At 69.6% G+C, this 20,893-nt stretch carries 19 protein-coding genes; 11 read left to right on the forward strand and 8 right to left on the reverse strand.

Annotated features, from left to right (window positions below):
* Nucleotides 1-63: 63 nt before the first annotated feature.
* The gene (locus ABD679_RS14505) at nt 64-327 is read left to right on the forward strand and encodes a DUF6522 family protein (RefSeq protein ID WP_344760722.1); all 264 of its coding nucleotides are present in this window, start codon (nt 64-66) and stop codon (nt 325-327) included.
* Nucleotides 328-336: 9 nt separating this feature from the next.
* Here ABD679_RS14505 and ABD679_RS14510 read toward each other — a convergent pair whose 3' ends face one another.
* Complete coding sequence (locus ABD679_RS14510) at nt 337-1,665, reverse strand: MATE family efflux transporter (RefSeq protein ID WP_344760723.1); 1,329 nt, start codon at nt 1,663-1,665, stop codon at nt 337-339.
* A gap of 327 nt (nt 1,666-1,992) precedes the next feature.
* Here ABD679_RS14510 and ABD679_RS14515 point away from each other — a divergent pair, with 327 nt between their 5' ends.
* From ABD679_RS14515 to ABD679_RS14525, 3 genes are read left to right on the forward strand one after another with little or no spacing between them, the layout of a single operon-like run.
* Complete coding sequence (locus ABD679_RS14515) at nt 1,993-3,537, forward strand: CHASE2 domain-containing protein (RefSeq protein WP_344760724.1); 1,545 nt, start codon at nt 1,993-1,995, stop codon at nt 3,535-3,537.
* The gene (locus ABD679_RS14520; RefSeq protein ID WP_344760725.1) at nt 3,534-3,950 is read left to right on the forward strand and encodes a hypothetical protein; all 417 of its coding nucleotides are present in this window, start codon (nt 3,534-3,536) and stop codon (nt 3,948-3,950) included. Before ABD679_RS14515 ends, ABD679_RS14520 begins: the two co-directional genes overlap by 4 nt.
* Nucleotides 3,947-5,416 carry a M48 family metallopeptidase gene (locus ABD679_RS14525; RefSeq protein WP_344760726.1) on the forward strand — a complete coding sequence of 490 codons (1,470 nt, stop codon included), beginning with the start codon at nt 3,947-3,949 and terminating at the stop codon, nt 5,414-5,416. Before ABD679_RS14520 ends, ABD679_RS14525 begins: the two co-directional genes overlap by 4 nt.
* A gap of 78 nt (nt 5,417-5,494) precedes the next feature.
* On the opposite strand, the gene ABD679_RS14530 is transcribed toward ABD679_RS14525, so the two are convergent.
* From ABD679_RS14530 to ABD679_RS14540, 3 genes are all read right to left on the reverse strand, one after another.
* The gene (locus ABD679_RS14530) at nt 5,495-6,148 is read right to left on the reverse strand and encodes a helix-turn-helix transcriptional regulator (RefSeq protein ID WP_344760727.1); all 654 of its coding nucleotides are present in this window, start codon (nt 6,146-6,148) and stop codon (nt 5,495-5,497) included.
* Nucleotides 6,149-6,155: 7 nt separating this feature from the next.
* Nucleotides 6,156-6,866, reverse strand: a complete 711-nt coding sequence (locus ABD679_RS14535; protein ID WP_344760728.1) for a hypothetical protein — start codon at nt 6,864-6,866, stop codon at nt 6,156-6,158.
* Between the two features lie 129 nt (nt 6,867-6,995).
* A complete protein-coding gene (locus ABD679_RS14540) occupies nt 6,996-7,403 on the reverse strand; it encodes a VOC family protein (protein WP_344760729.1) in 408 nt (135 codons plus the stop codon).
* Between the two features lie 272 nt (nt 7,404-7,675).
* On the opposite strand from ABD679_RS14540, the gene ABD679_RS14545 reads away from it, so the two are divergent.
* Together ABD679_RS14545 and ABD679_RS14550 are read left to right on the forward strand one after the other, a co-directional pair.
* A complete protein-coding gene (locus ABD679_RS14545) occupies nt 7,676-8,026 on the forward strand; it encodes a nucleotide pyrophosphohydrolase (protein WP_344760730.1) in 351 nt (116 codons plus the stop codon).
* A 23-nt stretch (nt 8,027-8,049) separates the two neighbouring features.
* On the forward strand, nt 8,050-9,930 hold the full coding sequence (locus ABD679_RS14550) for a DNA/RNA helicase domain-containing protein (RefSeq protein ID WP_344760731.1): 1,881 nt from the start codon (nt 8,050-8,052) through the stop codon (nt 9,928-9,930).
* Between the two features lie 182 nt (nt 9,931-10,112).
* On the opposite strand, the gene ABD679_RS14555 is transcribed toward ABD679_RS14550, so the two are convergent.
* Together ABD679_RS14555 and ABD679_RS14560 are read right to left on the reverse strand one after the other, a co-directional pair.
* Nucleotides 10,113-10,793 carry an HD domain-containing protein gene (locus ABD679_RS14555; protein WP_344760732.1) on the reverse strand — a complete coding sequence of 227 codons (681 nt, stop codon included), beginning with the start codon at nt 10,791-10,793 and terminating at the stop codon, nt 10,113-10,115.
* Nucleotides 10,794-11,058: 265 nt separating this feature from the next.
* Nucleotides 11,059-14,598 carry a hybrid sensor histidine kinase/response regulator gene (locus ABD679_RS14560; RefSeq protein WP_344760733.1) on the reverse strand — a complete coding sequence of 1,180 codons (3,540 nt, stop codon included), beginning with the start codon at nt 14,596-14,598 and terminating at the stop codon, nt 11,059-11,061.
* Nucleotides 14,599-14,837: 239 nt separating this feature from the next.
* Between ABD679_RS14560 and ABD679_RS14565 the strand changes: the two genes are divergently transcribed.
* From ABD679_RS14565 to ABD679_RS14580, 4 genes are all read left to right on the forward strand, one after another.
* The gene (locus ABD679_RS14565; RefSeq protein WP_425561918.1) at nt 14,838-15,539 is read left to right on the forward strand and encodes a YceI family protein; all 702 of its coding nucleotides are present in this window, start codon (nt 14,838-14,840) and stop codon (nt 15,537-15,539) included.
* Nucleotides 15,536-16,105 (forward strand): cytochrome b, encoded by a 570-nt coding sequence (locus tag ABD679_RS14570; protein ID WP_344760734.1) that lies wholly within the window; start codon nt 15,536-15,538, stop codon nt 16,103-16,105. The genes ABD679_RS14565 and ABD679_RS14570 overlap by 4 nt, the downstream gene beginning before the upstream one ends.
* 105 nt (nt 16,106-16,210) lie before the next feature.
* Entirely contained in the window at nt 16,211-16,780 is a 570-nt protein-coding gene (locus tag ABD679_RS14575) for a YceI family protein (protein ID WP_344760735.1), read from the forward strand.
* A gap of 219 nt (nt 16,781-16,999) precedes the next feature.
* Nucleotides 17,000-18,517, forward strand: coding sequence for a LysM peptidoglycan-binding domain-containing protein (locus ABD679_RS14580; RefSeq protein WP_344760736.1), 1,518 nt, complete (start codon nt 17,000-17,002; stop codon nt 18,515-18,517).
* Nucleotides 18,518-18,644: 127 nt separating this feature from the next.
* Here ABD679_RS14580 and ABD679_RS14585 read toward each other — a convergent pair whose 3' ends face one another.
* Together ABD679_RS14585 and ABD679_RS14590 are read right to left on the reverse strand one after the other, a co-directional pair.
* Entirely contained in the window at nt 18,645-19,031 is a 387-nt protein-coding gene (locus ABD679_RS14585) for a hypothetical protein (RefSeq protein ID WP_344760737.1), read from the reverse strand.
* 129 nt (nt 19,032-19,160) lie between these two features.
* Complete coding sequence (locus ABD679_RS14590; RefSeq protein WP_344760738.1) at nt 19,161-19,412, reverse strand: glutaredoxin family protein; 252 nt, start codon at nt 19,410-19,412, stop codon at nt 19,161-19,163.
* Between the two features lie 45 nt (nt 19,413-19,457).
* Between ABD679_RS14590 and ABD679_RS14595 the strand changes: the two genes are divergently transcribed.
* Nucleotides 19,458-20,840: an L-serine ammonia-lyase gene (locus ABD679_RS14595; protein WP_344760739.1), complete on the forward strand. Its 1,383-nt coding sequence runs from the start codon at nt 19,458-19,460 to the stop codon at nt 20,838-20,840.
* Nucleotides 20,841-20,893: the final 53 nt, after the last annotated feature.

A 20,893-nucleotide genomic window follows, 5' to 3' on the forward strand; every position in this document is an offset into this window, starting at 1 on the left:
ACACCCGGCCATGGCCTGACCCAGGTCATGGCGGCCCCCGCGCAATCCCGCGACGCTGTGCCCATGACCCGGCGTGCCGCCATCCCGCTCAGCCTCCACGAAGATCCGCGCGAACCCGCCATCGAGATCGACGCGGCCCGCGTCGCCCACGGACTCGGCCTGCAGGTGGCGTGGTTCCGCAAGCTGATGGACGACCGCAAGATCACCGTGCTGTGCGAGCGCGGCACCGGCGAAGACGCCGGCCGCTGGCGCGTGACGTACTACCACGACGACCGGCGCCTGCGGCTGGTGGTCGACGCGCGCGGCAACGTGCTGGACGAAGCCTGAGCGCACCGCTCACCCGGCCTGCAGCCGCCGCCAGTACGGCAGCAGCGCCATCGCGCGCGCGACCACGAACACGACGAAGGCCGCCCACAGCCCGTGGTTGCCAAACCACGCGGCCAGCGGCCAGGCGCACAGCAGGAACACCGCCACCGACACCAGCCCGGCGTTGCGCATCTCGCGGGTACGCGTCGCGCCGATGAACACCCCGTCGAGCTGGAACGCCGCCACCGACAGCAGCACGTACAGCGCCGTCCACGGCAGGTAGGCAATGGCGGTCGCCTGCACCTGCCCCAGCGACGTCAACGCCGCGATCATCGGCGCACCCAGCAGCCAGATAGCCGCCGCCAGCAGCGCGGCGGTGCCCAGCGCCAACTCGCTGGACAGGCGCACCACGTGGCGCAGCCGCGCCGGATCGCGCGCGCCCAGCGCCGCACCGACCAGCGCTTCGGCGACGAACGCGAAGCCGTCCAGGAAGAACGCGCTGAACGACACCAGTTGCAGCAGGATGTGGTTGGCCGCGAGAGTCACGTCGCCGAAGCGCGCCCCCTGGTTGGCGAACCAGCCGAAGCCCAGCAGCAGGCACAGCGTGCGCACCATGATGTCGCCGTTGGCCGACAGCGTGCGCCGCAACCGCGCGCGGTCGGCGATGCGCGTCCACGGCAGGAACGGTTCGCCATCGGCATGCCGCGCGCGCAGCGTGCGCCACAGCACCACCGACGCGAACAGGCACGTCGCCCATTCGGCGATCGCCGTACCCAGCCCGATGCCGTGCGCGCCCATGTGCAGCGCGCCGGCCAGCCACACGTCCAGCCCCGCGTTGAGGCCGTTGAGCAGCAGCTGCACCAGCAGCAGCGTGCGGCTGCGTCCCAGCCCGATCAGCGCACCGCTGAAGGCATACAGCGCCAGCGCCGCCGGCGCGCCCCAGATGCGCGCGAAGAAGTAATCGCGCCCGACCGACTCCACCGCCGCGCTGGCGTCCATCAGGCCGAAATACAGCCCCACCAGCAGCCACTGCAGCACCAGCACCCCGGCCCCGAGCGCGACGCCCAGCAGCACCGAGCGCGCCAGCGTCGCCCGCACCTCGGCCTCGTCGCCGGCACCGGCCGCCTGCGCGATGAAGCCGGTGGTGGCCATGCGCAGGAAGCCGAAACTCCAGTAGACGAAGTTGAACAGCAGCGCGCCCAGCGCCAGCGCCCCCAGGTCCACCGCGCTGCCGTAGTGGCCGATGACCGCCGTGTCCACCAGCCCCAGCGTCGGCACGGCGGCATTGGCGATGATGATCGGCCACGCCTGGCGGGCGATGGACCCGCGCGTGTGCACCGGCATGGGGACTGCGGACATCGGGACGGGCCAACCTCGTGCGTCGGGGCGTTCTGCCGGGGGTCGACATGCTACTTGGCGCGCGTTGGTGGGCGTAGCGGGAGAAGCTCGCGGCTTCCGCCGCTCCCGCAAGGCGCCAGGGCGAAACTGTTGCTGGCCGGTTTGACGTGCCGACAAAATGAATACGCCGTCCGGGAATTTTTCTCGCTTCCGGCCCCGCCGATGCGTTGCACGATAGGTCGGCCAGCGGCGCGCAGGTCACCATCCCTGCGGGGGGAGAGCATGGCAGGGGAGCAGGAGGAAGGGGACAGCCTCGGCAAGCGCCTGGCAGGCGATGGCCTGATTGGCATGTCACAGGTGATACCGCACGTCGGGTCGCGGCTGGCGGCGTGGTGGGCGCGCACGCGCGCCAGTTCAATGCGTCTGGGCGGGCGTGCGCCCTGGTTCGGCAAGGGCTTCGGCCTGCGGCGCACCCTGTCGGTCGCCCTCGCCCTGTTCCTGCTGGTCTATCCGCTGAAACTCCTGCTGGACTGGATCGATCCGCTCAGCCTGCCGAGCGCATCGAAACTGCAGTCCGAACGCCTGTCCTCGCAGCTGGCCGCGCCGTTCTACGGCAACAAACAGCCACGGGCGCAGGACCACATCGCCGTGGTGTTGATCGACCAGAAGACGCTGGAAGCGCGCGGCATCGCATGGCCGCCGCGCTACGACTATTACGAGGAAGTCCTGCGCCGCATCGTCCGCCAGGGCCCGCGTGCGGTCTACGTGGACCTGCTGGTCACCCGCAAGCGCGAGTTCGACGACAGCCTCGGCGACGCCAGGTTGGCGCTTGGCGAAGACCTGGAGGCGCATCCGGTCCCGGTCTATTTCGGCACCGACAAACCCGGGCGGCCGTCGCTGTTCCACGACGTCGAAGGCGTCAGCGAACTCGTCACCGTCTGGCAGGGCGTCGACTACCCGCTGGCCGTGTCGCCGGCGCAGCAGCTCGGCGCACTGGAAGGCGCGAGCGACCGCTGCGATGCCGGCCGCGAAAACTGGTCGGTCGCCTACGGGCTCTACCACGATGCCTGCCCGCAAGCGGGCATGGCCGGCTGCAGGGAACCCGCCGCGCTGATGGCACCCGCGCAGGCATGCCGCGAGATCGCCGTGCAGTGGGGCCAGCGCCGCCCCGCCGGCAACGCGCGGCTGGACGAACTCGACGGCCAACACTGCCTGGCCGCATCCGATCCCGGCTTCAGCCGTGGGGCCAGCGCCGTCCGCTGGCTGTGGTCCGGGCTGGCCGGCAAGCTGGTGCCGCGCGCGGCGGCCGACCCGCGCGTGCCCTGCCCCTACACCCTGACCGTGCACGAAGAGCAGCTTGACGACCCGGACGTGGCGGCGTTGCTCCACGACCGCGTCGTGCTGGTCGGCGCCGACCTGGTCGGACTCAACGACCTGGCTGCCAACCCGGTCAACGGCCAGATCCCCGGCGTCTACGTCCACGCCATGGCGCTGGACAACCTGATGACCTGGGGCCGCGCGCACCTGTCGCCCGTGCGGCATGCCTGGCTGGCCTCGCTGCTGCTGGCGTTGTTCACGTCGCTGCTGCTGGCGGTGGTGCTGCGGCACGCGGAGCACCTGGGCGTCGGCCTGGCGGCGGCCGGCCTGGCGATCGCCTTCGGGCCGATCCTGGTCATGCACTTCTGGCTGCGCCATCCGCCGGTCGACTGGATCGGCAGCCTGGTGGTCTTTGCCTGGGTGGTCTTCCACGCGCGCGACGCAATCCTGATGCCCGGCGCACCGGCGCTGGCCACGGACGATGCTGCGCCGGCATCGGCGGCCATTCCCGTCCCGCCTGCGACCCCTGCACCACCGGTTCAACCCGTTCCATCCGCTCCTGGAGACCTGCCATGAAATCCATCCACCTGCTCCTGCCGCTCCTGCTGTCGGCCATGCTGTCGACGCTGCCCCCGGCCGCGCAGGCCGGCGACGCACCGGCCGCGGCGGCCGCGACGACCGAGGCCCATGTCGTCGGGTTCACGGCCAGGAAGCTGCACACCTACCAGCAGGAAGACGATCGCTTCCGCCGCTCCGGAGAGCTCGACATCGCCGCCACGGTGCTTCCGCTGAAGGTCCTGTCGGTGTCGAAGAAGGGCTACGTCGAAGTCGAAGGCCCGTCCGGGCCGGTGTGGCTCGACAAGCTGGACGTCAAGCTCGATTCGGCCGGCGCGCTGTCCCAGGCCGTCCAGTGCAACCGCCGGGTCACCACCACCGCCTCGGTGAAAAGCCACGTCGGCATGGGCGCCGGCGAAGGCTGCGATCAATGAGCGCGCAGGGCCGCCGGCGCGGCGCGACCGCGGGCCGCGCCTGCGTCGCCGTGGTCGCGGCGATGCTGTGCTGCACGCCGGCAACGGCCAAGTTGCCCTTCCTCAACCGGCACGCCGACAACAGCGCGCTGCTGGCCGGGCCGCCGGCAGGCCAGGTCGCCGACGCCACCCCCGGCGACGGGCTGCTCGCACAGCGGCGCGGCTACGGCGTCATCGTCGACGCCACCCTGGAACGGCAGCTCAACGACGTGCTGCACGACCTGCAACGGGTACTGCCCGAAGCACCGGCGCCGGCCCACGTCTACGCCATGCCCGACACCGAGTTCCGCGCCTACAGCACCGCGGACGGCGCCATCTTCATCGCGATGGGCATGCTGCAGAGCCTGCAGTCGCGCGACGAGCTCGCTGCCCTGCTCGGCCACGAGTACGCGCACATCCTGCTGCACCACCACGCCAAGGGCAAAGGCGAGACGGTGTCGCAGAAACTCTACGGCGTCGGCTCCCTGTACCTGGGCCTGCGCGGCGGAAAGAGCAACAAGATCACCGACGACCTGCTGCGCAAGTCGCTGTTCAACGAACTGGCGCTCGAAAGCGTGCAGAGCGCGGTGATGCCGGCCATGGGACGCAAGCAGGAAGACGAGGCCGACCGCCTGGCCGCCGACCTGCTGGTGCGCGCCGGCTACAACCCGGTCGCCATCGTCAGTTTCATGGACCGCATGGTGGAATGGGAGGCGCGCAACGAGGAAAGCGCCAGTGCGCGCGAGACGCGCACGGCCGAGACGACGCGGCTGGTCACGATGAGCGACAAGAGCATGTCGCTGAACCTCGACAAGAAGATGGACGGCCTGGTCGGCATCGTGGGCGATGTCGCAGCCGGCGGACTGGCGCTGCTGCGGCGGCGGCACTACCCCGCCAGCAAGCGCGCCGAGGCCGTCCGCGACTACATGTCGTCGCAGCATGGCGACGCCGACCGGCCGGACGAGCGTCCGATCCCGTGGGCGAACGACAGCGAAGTGCAGCAGTTGTTCGCCGGCGTCGCCGCGGCGCACGCCACGGCCGGCGCCCTGGCCGGACAGGACGCCAACGAAGCGAAGGCGCTTGCCGCCAAGGCTTCCGCAAGCCCCGCGGCGCGCAGCCCCTACGTCCGATTCATCACCACCGAGGCCCAGGGCAGGGATCCGGAAGGCCGGACCCTGGCCGCGCTGATCCAGGAACTCGACTCGCCCGATTCGGTGTTCGCGCTGCACTACCTGGTCCTCGACACCCTGACCCGGTCCGATCCCGAGAAGGCGCTGGCCGTGCTCGACCACAGCCGCAAGGCGCTCGACGACCCGCCGGAACTGCTGCCCTACAGCGTCCGCCTCAACAAGAAGGCCGGCCACAAGGAGGCCGCGAACCTGTATCTGGTCAAGTGCACCGCCTACGGCGACCGCGGATTGGCGCAGGCCTGCCAGAAGGAGCAATAGGGCGTCGCCGCGCCGGGCAAGTGCCCGCGGTTTCCACCGCTCCTGCAAAGGCCATGGTGGCGGCGCGCGGCCGGCGCGCTACGCCGTCGTGCCCCGCACCGACTCCGGCCCGAGCTTGAACCGGCACACGTGGCCGCCGCGGATCATGCATTCCATGTGGTGGATCCGGCGCCCGGTGGCGGCTTCCATGTAGGCGAGGTCGAACTTGCAGACCTGCGGATGCTGCGTGGCCAGGCCATGGAACACGCAGTTGAACGCCTCCACCTGCCAGTCGTCGCCGTGCCGGGCCGGCACCGCTTCATAGCCGAGCGCATCGAGCCGCTGCGCGAGCGCTCGCGCCAGCGCTTCGCCGCCATCGGCCTGCAGCGGCGCCTGGGTGGCGGCCACCGTGGCCCCGAGCTCCTGCAGCATCGCGCCCGTTTCCGGCTCGCCCACGCGTTCGAGCAGCTGCGAAATGAGCGCGGCCGCGATCGCCCCGTAGTTGCGCGGAAACAGCTCGCGCCCCTCGACGGTCAGCGCATAGCGCGCCTGCGGCCGCCCGCCGGTGGCACGCGGCTGCACGCGCTGCACCAGCCCCCGCACGATCAGCGTGGTGAGGTGCTGGCGTACCGCGTTGTGGGTAATGCGCAGGCTCTTGCACAGATCTTCGACCCCGGCCCCGTCGCGGGCCATCAGCAGCTGCCGGAGCAGCCGCTGCCGGGTGTCTCCGAACTGTGCGAGCCCTTGCGCCATGGCGACCTCAGCTGGCCTTGTCCGGGAACTGCCTGGCGATGGCCGCTGCCAGCGCGTCGGCAATCATGTCCATGTGCGACTGCATCGCCGCCCACTCGGCCGCCTCGCCGGCGGTGTCGTCCGCCAGGATCAGCTTGACCTGCTGTACGTGGTGCGCGCCGTGCGCCAGCAGCAGGCCGTGCACCGTGTCTTCGGACAGGTTGGGGTTGGCGCCGGCGAGGAACTTCGCGATCGCGGCGGCATTGGCGTGGAGGTCGTCGATCGCCTTGGCCGCGCCGGCTTCGTCATTGGCCGCGCTGGCATCGGTCATCGCCTTGACCGCGCCCCAGTGGCCGCCGAGCAGGGTCAACATCTGGTCGCCGCCGGCCTCGCCGTAGAACCCCGCGACCGCGCCGCTGATCTGTTTGGCGTTGTCGACCACCGCATCGGCTGCAGCGGTTGCATCGGCGTCGTTGCCCGCATGCACGGCCAGCGCGTAATCGCGGGCGTGGACGACATGGCCGTGCCACAGGTCGCGCATCGCCGCCTGCAGCTGCGGCGCGGGGACGGCGGCAGCGTCCGCATCGGCGGCCGTTGCGGTATCCGTGGCGGCCGGGGCCTCGGCCATGGCGTGGGGCGGCGTCGCCATGTCGGCGCTGTCGGCAGACGGGGCGGTCTGGCTGCAGCCGGCCAGGGCCAGCGCAACGGCAAGGCCAAGCAGGTTGAACGGAGTGGACATCGGAGGACTCCCGGAGACGTCGCGGGTTGCGACCGGCACATCCTGGGCTTCCGGACGCTATTCCACCTAAAGGTATGTGTAAAGCACATGGGGCGTGCCGGAGCACGCCCCCATGCCTGGCCGGGCGGCCTACTCCGCCGGCATGGCCGCCGGATCCATCCACATCGGGCCCCAGATGTGGCCGTCGGGATCGGTCAGGTCGCGCCCGTACATGAAGCCCATGTCCTGCACCGGATTGACGTCCGCCGTGCCGCCGTTGGCCACCGCCGCTGCGACCATGGCATCGACCGCCTCGCGACTGTCCAGCGACAGCCCCAGCGACACCTCGCTCGACGTCGGCGGCGGGATCGGCCGATCGGTGAACGTGCGCCACTTTTCGTGCGTCAGCAGCATCACGTGGATCGCCTCGCTCCAGACCATGCAGGCGCCGGTGGTATCGGAGAATTGCGGGTTGTTGGTGAAGCCCAGGGCTTCGTAGAAGGCCATCGAGGCAGGCAGGTCCGCGACCGGCAGGCTGATGAAGATCATGCGGGGCATGGCGGGTGTCCTTTGACGGGTTGGTGCCGGGGCGACGAACGGCGGGGGCGGGAATCGACAATCACCGGGGCGCAGCCTACTCCCGCCCCGCCCGCCACCATCGCCACAGGATGGCGGGTTCCGCAGGCGATGCCCTCGCCCACGCCATTACCGCAGAACCCCGCCCGGCATCGGTGGCCATCCCTCTGGTGCCGACTCCTCAACCCCATTCCCCTCCAGACCGGCGACTGCCGCTGGTCTAGGATGGATCCGGTTTTCACCGGTACCTGCGCATGAGCCAGGACATCCAAGCACTCCAGGCCGCCCTGCGCGCCTTCGCCCAGGAGCGCGATTGGGAACAGTTCCACTCGCCCAAGAACCTGGCGGCAGCGCTTTCGGTCGAGGCCGCCGAGCTGTTGGAACATTTCCAATGGCTCAGCGAGGAGCAAAGCCGCAACATGCCTGCGGAGAAGCGCGCGCAAGCCGCGGACGAAGTGGCCGACGTACTGCTCTACGCGCTGCAGCTGGCGGACAAGCTGGGCATCGACCCGCTCGATGCCGCATGGAAGAAGCTGGGAACAAACGGGGAGAAGTATCCGGTGGAGCGCGCCAGGGGCCGCAGCACCAAGTACACAGAACTGTAATCGCCACACCGGGGGGGTTGGCCTTGATCATCTACCAGAGCACGAAGTCGGGTTTCCTTCACGACACCGACAATCGCGACATCGATGACGTCATCGCAACGGCCTACCTCGCGCGCACGGGCAAGTACGTGCCACAGGCCGAGATCCGCTCCTGGCGCGAGTCGCTCGGACAGATGGCCAAGATCCTGCGCGACGAGGAGATGCCCGACGACATGGGCGTCGGCATCGAATACGGCATACCGCAAACCGCAAAACGGATCGACTTCATCCTTTCCGGACGCGACGCCGAGAATCGCCCGCACGTGATCGTGGTCGAACTCAAGCAGTGGTCGTCGTCGAGGCTTTCCGACAAGGACGGCATCGTGATCGCGCAACGCGGCGGCGCCTACGAGAGGGAGGGTCCGCACCCCTGCTACCAGGCCTGGTCCTATGCCGCCCTGCTCGAAGGCTTCAACGAGGCCATCCACGGCGGCGGCATCGGCCTGCGTCCCTGCGCCTACCTGCACAACTACATCGAAGACGGCGTCATCAACCACCCGCACTATGCGCCCTACATCGACAAGGCGCCGCTGTTCCTGCGCGGCGACGCGGAGCGCCAGCGGCTGCGCGACTTCATCAATCGGCACGTTCGCCGCGGCGACAACGCCGAACTACTCTACCAGGTGGAGAACGGTCGCATCAGACCCTCGAAGATGCTGGCCGACAGCCTCGGCAGTATGTTGCGCGGCAGCCGTGAATTCGTACTCGTCGACGACCAGAAGGTCGTGTATGAAACCGTCCTTTCCCTTGCGCGCAATGCGCACAGCGATGCCAAGCAGGTGGCCATCGTCCACGGCGGCCCGGGCACGGGGAAATCCGTGGTTGCGGTGAACCTGCTGGCCGAGCTGGCAAAGATCGGCCTTCTTGCGAAGTACGTTTCCAAGAACGCAGCGCCGCGCAAGGTCTACGAAGCCAAACTGGCCGGCGATCGTTTCCGCAAGGTCCAGATCTCCAGCCTCTTCAGCGGGTCCGGGGCCTTCGTCGACACTGCCCCCAATACGTTCGACGTGCTACTCGTGGACGAAGCGCACCGGCTGAACCGGTTCTCCGGCCTGTACGGCAACCTCGGCGAGAACCAGGTCAAGGAAGTCATCGAGAGCGCGAAGTGCACCGTCCTGTTCGTCGACGACGACCAGATGGTCACTCTCAACGACATCGGGCACTCGACGGAACTCGAGCGCTGGGCAACCCGCCTCGGCGCGCAGGTGACGCGCCTGGAACTGGCTTCGCAGTTCCGCTGCAACGGTTCCGACGGCTATCTCGCATGGCTCGACCGCACGCTCGGGATCCGCGATACGGCCAACATCGAGTTCGACGCCGGCACCTTCGACTTCCGCGTCATCGAATCCCCCACCGAGCTGCACGCACTGATCGCCGAAAGGAACCGCAACAACAAGTCCCGCGTGGTTGCCGGATACTGCTGGGACTGGAAGAGCAAGAAGGATCCCGACGCATACGATATCGTGCTCGATGAGCACGACTACCGGAAGCAATGGAACCTCGACAGATACGGCAGCCTCTGGCTCATCGATCCGGACTCGATCGACGAGGTCGGTTGCATCCACACCTGCCAGGGCCTGGAGCTGGACTATGTCGGCGTCATCGTCGGCCCCGATCTGATTGCACGCGAAGGCCGCCTAGTGACATCGGCGGAGAATCGTTCCAGGCACGACCGTTCGATCCGCGGCTACAAAAAACAGCTGCTATCCAATCCCGGGAAAACGCGGGCACGCCTCGACAGGATTATCCGAAACACCTACCGGACGCTGATGACACGAGGCATGAAAGGTTGCTACGTATATTGCACGGATGCTGAAACCAGGCAGTACTTTCGTCGCGCCAAGGAGGCTGGCGAGGTCGAATGACAGCTGCCGGCCGGTCGACTGCAGCCGTTGGGCCTGCCGGGAATCGCATCAAGGATACTCACTGCGCAGCGCACTCGCGATCTCGCGCCACTTCGCGGCAGACCCTCGAAAACGATGCGGCGTCGCGCTGTCGATCCCATGCAGCGCACCTTTGCAGAAGTGGTCGCTGGCCTTCGTCGGCCTCAGCAATCCCCCACCGCCTGCGGCCTCGGCATATCCTCGCCCGGTTCGTCCTGCCCACCCGCCAGCGGGACGCGCGGCGCATTGCCGGCAAGGCGATGCATGCGGCCGACGGTGCTGTCGAAGGCGGTGGCGACGGGGACGTTGCGGGTGGCGAACAGGTGCGCGAGGGAGTGGTAGTAGCCGAGGGTGCCGTCGCGGCCGCCGTTGAAGCGGTCGAACACGGTCTGGCCGATGCCGGGGGTTTCGAGGTCCTGGGCGATGGCGCGGGCGTTCTGCAGTTTGTCGCAGGCGGCGACGAGCAGGACTTCATCGGTGGCGTCGATGAGGTCGGCCAGGTGGGCACGCTTGCGCCGGTGCCAGTTGCGGCGTGCGGCGGCGGGGTTGTCCTGTGCGGCCTTGGCTTCGGCGGTGGCATCGGTGCAGGCCAGGACGATGTTGACGACGGCTTCGCCGAACAGGGCGCGGATCATGCCTTCGTGGGCCTGGCCGCAGTCCTCGATGGTGTCGTGCAGGAGGCCGGCAATGGCCTGTTCCTCGCTGCCGTCGTGTTCGATCACCAGTGCGGCGACGCCGAGCAGGTGGCTCAGGTACGGCACGCGGGTGCCCTTGCGAAGCTGCCCGGCGTGCGCGATGCGCGTGTAGTCGACGGCGCGGCTGAAACGGTCGGTCAGTATGGTCACGCTCCCCCCTGGTCCCTGCATTCTGTCCGTGCAGCCGTTCTTCAACGCGGAAAGCGTGGGGAAGCGGCAACGGATGGCAGGGAGGGGAATGGTAGCGGTGGGGGCGGGGGTTTTTGGGTTGGTGAGAAGTTTTCCTAGGGGTTGGGGGCTGTGAGCGGTGTGGGGGCGTTGGGGAAAACCATCCCCACCCAAACCCTCCCCTTGAAGGGGAGGGCCTCAAGGCCGTGGCTTCCCTTGAAGGGAGGGCTTCAACGCTGGGCGGCGGCTACTGCGGCTTTGCGTCGGGGGAGACGAGGTTGTGGATGGCTTCGGCGAGGATCTCGCCGGTGACGGGTTTGCGCAGGAAGGCGTCGAAGCCGGCGGCGGTGGCCTGGGGTTCGGCTTCGGGGTCGGCGCGGGCGGTGACGGCGAGGAGGGGGCGGTCGAAGCCGGTGGCGCGCAGCTGGCGGGCCAGGGCGAAACCGTCGATGCCGGGCAGGTCGAGGTCGAGCAGGCCCAGGTCGAAGCGGGTGCCGGCGGCTTCGGCAAGGGCGGCCAGGCCGTGGGCGGCGTGGACGACGGTGTGGCCCTGGGCGCGCAGCAGGCCGGTGATGACGTCGGCCACGGTGGGGTCGTCTTCCACCAGCAGCAGCTGCAGGGGGCCACTGGCGACGGGGCGGGCTTCGGTACGGGCGGCGGCGATGGCTTCGGCCGCGGGCAGCGGCAGGTCGACGTTGAAGCGGGTGCCCTGCCCCGGCGCGCTGTCGACGTCGATGCGGCCGCCCATCGCGTCGGCGAGTTCGCGGCAGATCGCCAGGCCCAGGCCACTGCCGCCGTAGCGGGCGGCGGTGCGGGCGCCTTCGGCCTGTTCGAAGCGGCGGAACAGGCGCAGCTTCTGTTCGTCGTTGAGGCCGGGGCCGGTGTCGGCGACGCTGATGCGCAGGCCGTCGCCGTGCGGTTCGATGCCGAGGGCGACGTGGCCGCGCTCGGTGAACTTGATGGCGTTGCCGAGCAGGTTGAGCATGATCTGGCGCAGGCGCACGGCATCGCCGCGCACCCAGCGCGGGACGCCGGGATCCAGCGACTGGTGGAACGCCAGGCCGCGCTTGCGGGCGACCGGTTCCATCAGCACGACCACGTCGTACACCAGCCGGTGCAGGTCGAAGACGCTGGTATCGAGTTCGAGCTTGCCGGCCTCGATGCGGGCCAGGTCAAGCGCGTCGTTGACCAGCCGCATCAGGTGGTCGCCGGCGTTGCGGATCGATTCGGTGTAGCCGCGCTGGCGCGCGTCCAGGTCGGTGCCCAGCAGCAGTTCGCTCATGCCCAGCACGCCGGTCATGGGCGTGCGCACCTCGTGGCCGAGGGTGGCCAGGAAGCGGCTCTTGGCCTGCGATGCCTGCTCGGCGACTTCGCGCTGGTGTTCGGCCATCTGCCAGTCGTGGCGGCGGCGCAGGCGCTGGCGGTAATCGGCGGCCATCTTCCACAGCAGCAGCAGGGCGAGCAGGACAAAGGCCACGCGCGCCCAGGGGGTGTTCCACCACTGCGGGCGCACGGTCAGGCGCAGCACCTGTTCGCGCGCGGCGTTGCCGGCGGCGTCGGCGGCGCGCAGGCGCAGGGTGTACTTGCCGGCAGGCAGGCCGGTGAAGCTGCGCTCGCCCACCGAACCCTGCTGCACCCAGTCGGCGTCGAAGCCCTCCAGTCGCGACCAGTAGCGGTTGTTGGCCGGATCGTCGTAGGACAGCAGGCGCGCGCGCACGGTGAACTCGTGTTCGCTGGGCGACAGCGACATCGCCGGCGCGAGCGGCATGTCCTGCCAGCGCCCGTCGCGGCGCACCGCGAGCGAGTCCAGCCGCAACGCCGGCACGACGGGCGCGGGTTCGTCGGCGAGGGTGTCGACCAGCACCACGCCGCCGTCGGCGGTGGTGGCCGCGAGCATGCCTTCCTCGGTGAGGGTGATGCTGCGGTCGAGGAATTCCTGGCTGCCGATGCCCTGTTGCACGCCGTAGCTGCGCAGCAGGCGCGGCGATGGCGTCCAGCGGAACAGGCCGCGGGTGGTCGACATCCAGACCCGGTGCCGGCTGTCCACGCGCAGGCCGGCGGCGCCGACCGAAGGCAGGCCGTCGTCCGCGCCGGCGCTGGCGGTGCGCTTCCATCCCTCGCCGTCGCGCTCGTAGCGTTCCAGGCCCGACAGGCGCTGCAGCCACAGGGCGTCGGGGCCGTCGAAGGCGAAGGCGAACACGCGCTCGCCTGCTGTCGCCGGCACCGGCACGAAATGGCCGCTGCCCGCGTCCAGCCGCGACAGCCCGCTGGCGCCCGCGATCCACGGCTCGCCGCTGCCGGGGGCGAACACCAGCTCCTCGAGCTCGCCATTGCCCACGCCGTCGTCGCTGCCGGCAGGCCAGGCCTGCAGCACGGCGCCGGTCTGCGGGTCGCGGCGCTGCAGGCCGCCGCCCTGGCTGGACAGCCAGACGCTGCCGTCGCCGGCCACGCGCAGCAGGTCGATGTAGCCGGGCAGCACGGCGTCTGCGTTGCTGTTGCCGCGCCATTCGTCGATGGCGCCGCCAGACGACAGCCGCAGCAGGCGTCCGTTGCCGCCGATCCACAGGTGTTCGTGCTGGTCCTGGACGAGGGAGAACATGCGCACGTCACGCAGGCGTTCGCGCACGTCGTCGCCGAAGCCGGTGACCTCGCCTTCGGCGTCGATGTGCTCGATCACGCCGTTGTAGCCGCCAAGCCAGACGCCGCCGCCGAACGCCGGCGCGATCGCGCGGTAGAAGTCGCCCTGCAGCACGCCGCCGGCACGCGAGAACTGCGCGATCGAGCGCCAGTCCGAGCGCAGGTAGCCCAGGCCCGCGCCGGCCACCGGCACCCACAGCGCGCCATCGTCGGTGCGCAGCAGGGCGGTCACGGTCTTGACGATGCCCGGCCCGCCCAGCGGCACCGGCACGGGGATGCCGCCGGGCGGCACGCGCCACAGGCCCTTCTGGCTGCCGAGCCAGTACGCGCCGTCGTCGTCGCGGGCGATCTGGGTGAGCACGTTGGGATGCTCGAACATCGGCGCCCAGTCCGGCTGCGACCAGCTCCCGTCCGCGGCCAGCACGAACACGCCCTGCATCGTGCCCACCCACAGGTCGTCGCCGACCAGCGTGGCCGAATACACGCGCGGGGTGTCTTCCATCGGCATCGCCACGCGCTGCACGCGGCCGTCGGCGAACTTGGCCATCCCGGCCCAGGTGGCGATCCACAGCGTGCCGTCGGGCCCAAAGGCCAGCGACATGACGGTGTCGGACGGCAGGCTGTCGGGATCGGCGTCGTCGTGCGCGTAGCGGGTGATGCTGCCGTCGGGCGCGAGGTGGTGCAGGCCGCCTTCGTAGTTGCCGAACCAGATGTCGTCGCCGCGGCTGGCGATGGTGAACACGTCGTCGCTGCCCATCTGCGGGTGGTCGGCCTTGCGGATGTGGCGGAAGCCGAGGCGGTCGGCGCCGAGCACGCTCACGCCGCCCCCTTCGGTGGCGACCCAGACCCGGTCGCGCTCGTCGATGTGGACGAACTGGACGTTGTTGCCGGGCAGCGACTGCGGGTTGCCCGGTTCGTGGCGCCAGACACGCATCTCCAGGCCGTCGTAGCGCGCCAGGCCGTCGCCGGTGGCGATCCAGATGTAGCCGTCGCGGTCGCGGGCAATGCCGAAGAAGTCGGTGGACGGCAGCCCCTGCGCGGCGCCGATGATGCGGAAGCGCGGGGTTTCCGGGACGGCGGCGTGCGCATCCCGACCGCCGGACAGCGCGGCCAGCAGCACGAGCAGGGGCACGATCAATGTGCGCAGCATGGTTCCCTCCCCCGGCGCGCCCTCCCCGGCGCCCGGGAATCCTCGCAACGCAGCGTTGCGCACGCAAGGGCGGGATTGCCGAGGCACGGCGGCCGGCGCGATGGATAAGCACCTAGAATCGGCCCATGGTCCGATCCGTCCCCGCCACGCACCTGGCCACGTCCCCTGATTTCGCGGCTGCGCGGAGCGTCCGGCGTCCGTGGGCCGTAGCCGTGCTGCTGGCGGGGCTGGCGCTGCCGATGGCGGTCCATGCGCAGGCGGCGCGCTACGAACTCGACCCCGTGCACACGCGGGTGATGTTCGAGATTTCGCACGCGGGGTATTCGCAGGCGATCGGCACGGTGTCGGGCAGTACCGGCACGCTGGTATTCGATCCGGAAGACTGGACCAGCGCGCGGGTGGAGGTCAGCGTGCCGCTGTCGCGGCTCGACCTGGGCGACGCGAAGTGGAACCGCGCCGCGCTCGGGCGCAACCTGCTCGATGGCGAGGCGCATCCGCTGGCGACCTTCACTTCCACGCGCGTGGAGCCGGTCGACGCCACGCATGCGCACGTGGTTGGCACGCTCACCCTGCACGGCGTGGCGCGGGAGGTGGTGCTGGAGGTGGCGTTCAACCAGCTCAAGCGCTATCCGCTGCCGCCGTTCCGCCGCACCGCGGGGTTCTCGGCGACCACGACGATCAGCCGCAAGGCCTTCGGCATCGACGCCTGGCCGACGGTGATCGGCGATGCGGTCGCACTGCGCATCGAGGCCGAGGCGCGGCGCGTGCACGGCGATGCCGGCCTGGACGCAACACAGGACGAAACCCGGGACGAAACGCCGGAAACGGCGAGTGCCGACGCAACGGTCCCCGCCGCAGTACCCCCTGACGCCGCGATTCCCGAGGAAACCTCCGCGGACGAAGACCCCGCCCAACCACCGCTACAGGAACCGACACCATGACCTGGAAGAACACCGCAGACCAGTGGGGCCCTGTCAGCAAGCTGCTGCACTGGCTGATCGTGGTGCTGGTGCTGGTGCTGGCCGTGGTCGGCCTGACCATGGGCGAGCTGCCGAAAACGCCGAAGTACTTCTGGGTCTACACGATGCACAAGTCCACCGGCATCACCGTGCTGGCGCTGGTGCTGGTGCGCATCGCCTGGCGCCTGTACGCCGGCGCGCCGAAACCGGTGCCGGGCACGCCGACGTGGCAGTCGCGCATCGCGTCGGTGACCCACTTCCTGCTCTATGCGCTGCTGCTGGCGATGCCGCTGTCGGGCTGGCTGTACGACTCGGCCAGCGGCCTGCGCCCGTTCCGCTGGTACGGGCTGGTCGAGATGCCGAAGCTGTCGCCGCCGAACGAAGGCCTGCGCGGGCTGTCCCACGATGCGCACGAACTGCTGTTCTGGGTGCTTGTCGCACTGGTGGTGGTGCACGCGGCGGCGGCGTTCTACCACCACATGTTCCAGAACGACGACACGCTCCGGCGCATGCTGCCCGGCAGGCGCGGCGCGCGGAATCCCGGCTAGACCGGGAGCCTGTGGGAGCGGCCATGGCCGCGATGCCTTTCCGCGATGTCTTTCGCAGCCTGGCCGCTCCCACTAGGGAAAAGAACACATCCACAGGAGTCCCCCATGTCCCACAAGCTCACCACCCCGGCCGCGGTCGCGGCCACCCTCGTCGCCCTGATGGCCTCGATGCCTGCGATCGCCGCCGACTACGTGCAGGCCGCCGGCTCGACGCTGGCGTTCGCCACCAAGTACGACGGCGAAGTCTTCACCGGCGCCTTCCCCGGCTTCTCGACCCGGCTCAGCTTCGACCCGGCCGACCTGTCCGGCGCGAAGCTCGACGTCACCATCCCGCTGGCCGGCGCCGACACCGGCAACGGTGACCGCGACACCACGCTGCGCGGCGCGGATTTCTTCAACGTCGCTAAGTTCGCGCAGGCGCGCTACAGCGCGACCAAGTTCCGCAGCCTCGGCGGCGACCGCTATGCGGCGGACGGCACGCTGGAACTGCGTGGCGTGAGCAAGCCGGTGACGCTGACCTTCACCTGGACACCCGGCGCGGCGCCGGTGCTGGCGGGCAAGGCGACGGTCAAGCGACTGGAGTTCGGTGTCGGCGGCGGCGACTGGTCGGATACCGGCACCATCCCCGACGAGGTGGCGGTCAGCACGCGGGTGGTGTTCAAGCCGGCGGACTGAGCGATTGCGGGACCCGTGCGTGGCCTGTCGTGGCAATGTCACGCCCGCCGCGTGACGGGCAGCGCAGACCGCGCGCCCTGCCCGCCTGCCCAACCCCGGATCGACCCTAGGTAGGGCACGCCCCGGATAGCCGCTCCTGCGCCGCGGTGGTGCAATCACCGCAGCCGGGCCTTGGGGAGCTTCGGCCTCCAACGTCCCGCGAGCGCAAGGAGCAGATGGATGAGGATTTCGGCCGCCACCAGTCACAACCTGGCCCCAGTGCGACAGGCACTGGCCAATTACACCGTCCGCCACGGCGACACCCTGGCCAGCATCGCCAAGCAGCTCGGCGTCAACCGCCAGGCGCTGATCGCCGCCAATCCGCAGATCCGCAACCACAACCTGATCTATCCCGGCGACACGATCGAGGTGCCGCAGGGCGCCAAGGCCGGTGCACCGGCGGCGGCGGCCAACGAACCGGTCACCGCGGGTTCCACTTCGGCGGGCGGCAAGTTCGACTACAACCGCATCGACGGCGTGCAGGGCAATCCCAACGTCACCCCGGCCTTCATTTCCGAGGTCGAGGCGATGGCCGGGCGCCTGGGCACCAAGCCCGAATACCTGATGGCGGTGATGAGCTTCGAGACCGGCGGCAGCTTCTCGCCGGGCCAGGCGAACAGCGCCGGCAGCGGCGCGACGGGGCTGATCCAGTTCATGCCCAACACCGCGTCGGAGCTGGGAACCAGCACCTCCGCGCTGGCGCGGATGAGTTCGGTCGACCAGCTGCAGTACGTGGAGAAGTACTTCATGCAGCGTGCGGGCGCCAACAACGGCAACCTGTCCACGCTCGAGGGCGTCTACACGTCCGTACTGTACGGCTCGCCCAAGTCGGACCCGAACTCGACCCTGTGGTCCAGCGGCAGCACCGAATACCGCTGGAACAGCGGCCTGGACAAGAACGGCGACGGCCGCATCACCGCCGGCGAAGCCGCGGGCGCGGTGCGCGGGCGCGTGGACGGCAACATCGACGAGGGCGGCACGGCCATTTCCGGCAATCGGTCCGGCAATCCGTCCGGCAATGGCCCGGTCGACACCACCGGGGCCAATCCCGCGGGCATCCACAACGTGGTCCGCGGCGACACGCTGTGGGACATCGCGATCGGCAACGGCATCCGGCCGTCTTCCCTGATCGCCGCCAACACGCAGTTCAAGAACCCGGACCTGATTTTCCCGGGCCAGAAGGTCCACCTGCCCGGCATCAGCGCGTCGGGGACGTCCACCACGTCCACCACCGGCACATCCACCACCGGCACGTCCGCGAGCGGAAGTTCGTCGGCCACCACCGGTGCCCTTGCCGGCGGCGTGCTGGGGATTGCGCAGTCGTTCCTCGGCCGCAATGCCTCCGACCTCAAGCGCAGCGGCGACCTGCCGATGGACGCGTGGGTCCCCAACAACGTCAACTGCGCCAACTTCGTCACCGCGGCGCTGCAGAAGGCCGGGCTGATCAACTGGCACGACAACACCGTGTCAGGCGCCGCCTCCAGGCTCAAGGCCGACGGCTGGAAGGTCGTGCCCGCCTCGCAGGCCAAGGCCGGCGACGTGTGCATCCTCAACTACGGCGGGCACATCGAACTGGTGGCCGGCAACAACAACGGCGACATCAAGCTGATCGGTTCGAACAACATCAACCCCGACGGCTCGCAGCAGGTCAGCTACAGCAACCCCTACGGCGGCGCCTGGTACCTGACGCCGGCCTGACGTTCCCCCGACGGCAGGCGGCGGCCCGATCGCCTCCTGCCGGCCCGGCCTCCCCGGGCAAGTACGGCCGCCACGTGCGGCCGTTTTTTTGTTCTTCACCGACCGGCGGACAAGGCTGCCAGCCCACTCAGTCCTCGAACAGCGCGTGCGGTGCGCCGTATTTCTCCGGCCAGGACAGCCACACCATGTCGGTGGGGCCGATGACGTCGGCGGCAGGCGTCCATGCGTCGCCCTCGCGCCGCAGCAGGGTGACGTAGTCGGGCGAGACGTAGCCCTCGCGCGCCGAGTCGGCCAGCGGCGTGCCGGCGTAATCGATGGGCTTGCCGTCTGCATCTTCCATGTGCGCGTACAGGAAGCCCCAGCCATCGCCGACCCGGACCTGCTCGACCACGAACTGCACGTCGCGCCCGAGCTTGCGCTTGATCGCCGCGCGTGCGGCATCCAGGAGCTGGCGGCGTTCGGCACTGCCGGGTTCGGGGGTGTGGATCTGCTCGGTGGCGTCGCTGCTGTTCATGAGGATCAGGCCCAGAAGGAGGAAAAGGGTGCGGAATCTGCGCATCGGCGCGGCTCCATTCGGCGGCGCAACGCCGCGGCACCGGCCAGTATCGCCAAGGCACGGCCGGCGCTGCGACTGGGGCGATCCCTAGCGTGGCAGCCAGGCGCGGACGCGATCGGCGTCGAACGGCCAGTCCAGTTCAATACCAGTGACCGTATCACGCAGCACCGGGACGCGCGTTCCGTAGGCGGTTTCGAGCGCTTCCACGTCGTCGATCCAGATGCTGTCGAATTCCGGCACGCGCGCCGCGGCGAGCACGGCCAGTGCCTGGTCGCACAGGGGGCAGTCGTCGCGCTGCAGCAGCTGCAGGCGGGGGTTCGGTCGATCGGGCGCGGTCATGGCGGCGGGCGGGACGTTGCGGTGGCGGCGGCATAGAATAGCCGGATGGCCGTCAGCACCTTTGACCTGTTCAAGATCGGCATCGGGCCGAGTTCCTCGCATACCGTGGGGCCGATGCGCGCCGCGGCGCGTTTCGTCGACCACTGGCTTAACGAGGCGGGCCGGCTGCAGGACGTGGCGCGGATCCGCGCCGAAGTCTTCGGCTCGCTGGCGCTCACCGGCCGCGGCCACGGCACCGACAAGGCGGTGCTGATGGGGTTGGAGGGCCACCTGCCCAACGAAATCGACCCGGACATCATCCCCGCCGCGCTCGAACGCATCCGCGGCGGGAAGCAGGTGCTGCTCGGCGGCAAGCATGCCGTCGCCTTCGACGAGAAGCGCGACCTGCTGATGAACAAGCGCCAGAAGCTGCCGTACCACACCAACGGCATGCGCTTTACCGCCTACGACGCCAACGGCGACATGGTCGCCACGCGCGACTACTACTCGGTCGGCGGCGGCTTCGTGGTCAACCAGGACGAGGCTGCCGAGGACCGCATCGTCGCCGATACCACGCCGGTGCCGCACCCGTTCCACAGCGGCGACGAACTGCTGGCGCAGGCGCGCGACAACCACCTGACCATCGCGCAGCTGATGATGGCCAACGAGCAGTCCTGGCGCAGCGAGGACGAGATCCGGGCCGGCCTGCGCGAGATCCTCGACGCGATGCAGTCGTGCATCCAGCGCGGCATCCGCCAGGAAGGCACCCTGCCCGGCGGCCTGCACGTGTCGCGGCGCGCGCCGGCGCTGTACGGCGAACTGTCCTCGCGCCCCGAAGCCGGCATGCGCGACCCGCTGACCACGCTGGACTGGGTCAACCTCTACGCGCTGGCGGTCAACGAGGAAAACGCCGCCGGCGGCCGCGTGGTCACCGCGCCGACCAACGGCGCCGCCGGGATCCTGCCATCGGTGCTGCGCTATTACGACCGATTCATCCCCGGCTCGAACGAACAGGGCGCTTTCGACTTCCTGCTCACCGCCGCGGCCGTGGGCATCCTGTACAAGGAAAACGCCAGCATCTCCGGCGCCGAGGTCGGCTGCCAGGGCGAGGTGGGCGTGGCCTGCTCGATGGCGGCGGCGGGGCTTACCGCGGCACTGGGCGGCAATCCCAGCCAGATCGAGAACGCCGCCGAGATCGGCATGGAGCACAACCTGGGGCTCACCTGCGACCCGATTGGCGGCCTGGTGCAAATCCCCTGCATCGAGCGCAACGCGATGGGCGCGGTGAAAGCGATCAACGCCTCGCGCATGGCGATGCGCGGCGACGGCAAGCACAAGGTGTCGCTGGACAAGGTCATCAAGACCATGCGCGACACCGGCCGCGACATGCAGGACAAGTACAAGGAAACCTCGCGCGGCGGACTGGCGGTGAACGTCATCGAGTGTTGAGCGACATCCCTCGCTGACCCTGCAGGAGCGGCTTCAGCCGCGAGCTCTTGATC

It is taken from the genome of Luteimonas lutimaris, assembly GCF_039537065.1.
Taxonomy (GTDB): Bacteria; Pseudomonadota; Gammaproteobacteria; order Xanthomonadales; family Xanthomonadaceae; genus Luteimonas; species Luteimonas lutimaris.

Bases quoted from the DNA above. Each gene is read 5' to 3' on its own strand.
- ABD679_RS14505 (WP_344760722.1), top strand. From the start codon at position 64: ATGACCCGGCGTGCCGCCATCCCGCTCAGCCTCCACGAAGATCCGCGC.
- ABD679_RS14510 (WP_344760723.1), bottom strand. From the start codon at position 1,665: ATGTCCGCAGTCCCCATGCCGGTGCACACGCGCGGGTCCATCGCCCGC.
- ABD679_RS14515 (WP_344760724.1), top strand. From the start codon at position 1,993: ATGTCACAGGTGATACCGCACGTCGGGTCGCGGCTGGCGGCGTGGTGG.
- ABD679_RS14520 (WP_344760725.1), top strand. From the start codon at position 3,534: ATGAAATCCATCCACCTGCTCCTGCCGCTCCTGCTGTCGGCCATGCTG.
- ABD679_RS14525 (WP_344760726.1), top strand. From the start codon at position 3,947: ATGAGCGCGCAGGGCCGCCGGCGCGGCGCGACCGCGGGCCGCGCCTGC.
- ABD679_RS14530 (WP_344760727.1), bottom strand. From the start codon at position 6,148: ATGGCGCAAGGGCTCGCACAGTTCGGAGACACCCGGCAGCGGCTGCTC.
- ABD679_RS14535 (WP_344760728.1), bottom strand. From the start codon at position 6,866: ATGTCCACTCCGTTCAACCTGCTTGGCCTTGCCGTTGCGCTGGCCCTG.
- ABD679_RS14540 (WP_344760729.1), bottom strand. From the start codon at position 7,403: ATGCCCCGCATGATCTTCATCAGCCTGCCGGTCGCGGACCTGCCTGCC.
- ABD679_RS14545 (WP_344760730.1), top strand. From the start codon at position 7,676: ATGAGCCAGGACATCCAAGCACTCCAGGCCGCCCTGCGCGCCTTCGCC.
- ABD679_RS14560 (WP_344760733.1), bottom strand. From the start codon at position 14,598: ATGCTGCGCACATTGATCGTGCCCCTGCTCGTGCTGCTGGCCGCGCTG.
- ABD679_RS14565 (WP_425561918.1), top strand. From the start codon at position 14,838: ATGGCGGTCCATGCGCAGGCGGCGCGCTACGAACTCGACCCCGTGCAC.
- ABD679_RS14570 (WP_344760734.1), top strand. From the start codon at position 15,536: ATGACCTGGAAGAACACCGCAGACCAGTGGGGCCCTGTCAGCAAGCTG.
- ABD679_RS14575 (WP_344760735.1), top strand. From the start codon at position 16,211: ATGTCCCACAAGCTCACCACCCCGGCCGCGGTCGCGGCCACCCTCGTC.
- ABD679_RS14580 (WP_344760736.1), top strand. From the start codon at position 17,000: ATGAGGATTTCGGCCGCCACCAGTCACAACCTGGCCCCAGTGCGACAG.
- ABD679_RS14585 (WP_344760737.1), bottom strand. From the start codon at position 19,031: ATGAACAGCAGCGACGCCACCGAGCAGATCCACACCCCCGAACCCGGC.
- ABD679_RS14590 (WP_344760738.1), bottom strand. From the start codon at position 19,412: ATGACCGCGCCCGATCGACCGAACCCCCGCCTGCAGCTGCTGCAGCGC.
- ABD679_RS14595 (WP_344760739.1), top strand. From the start codon at position 19,458: ATGGCCGTCAGCACCTTTGACCTGTTCAAGATCGGCATCGGGCCGAGT.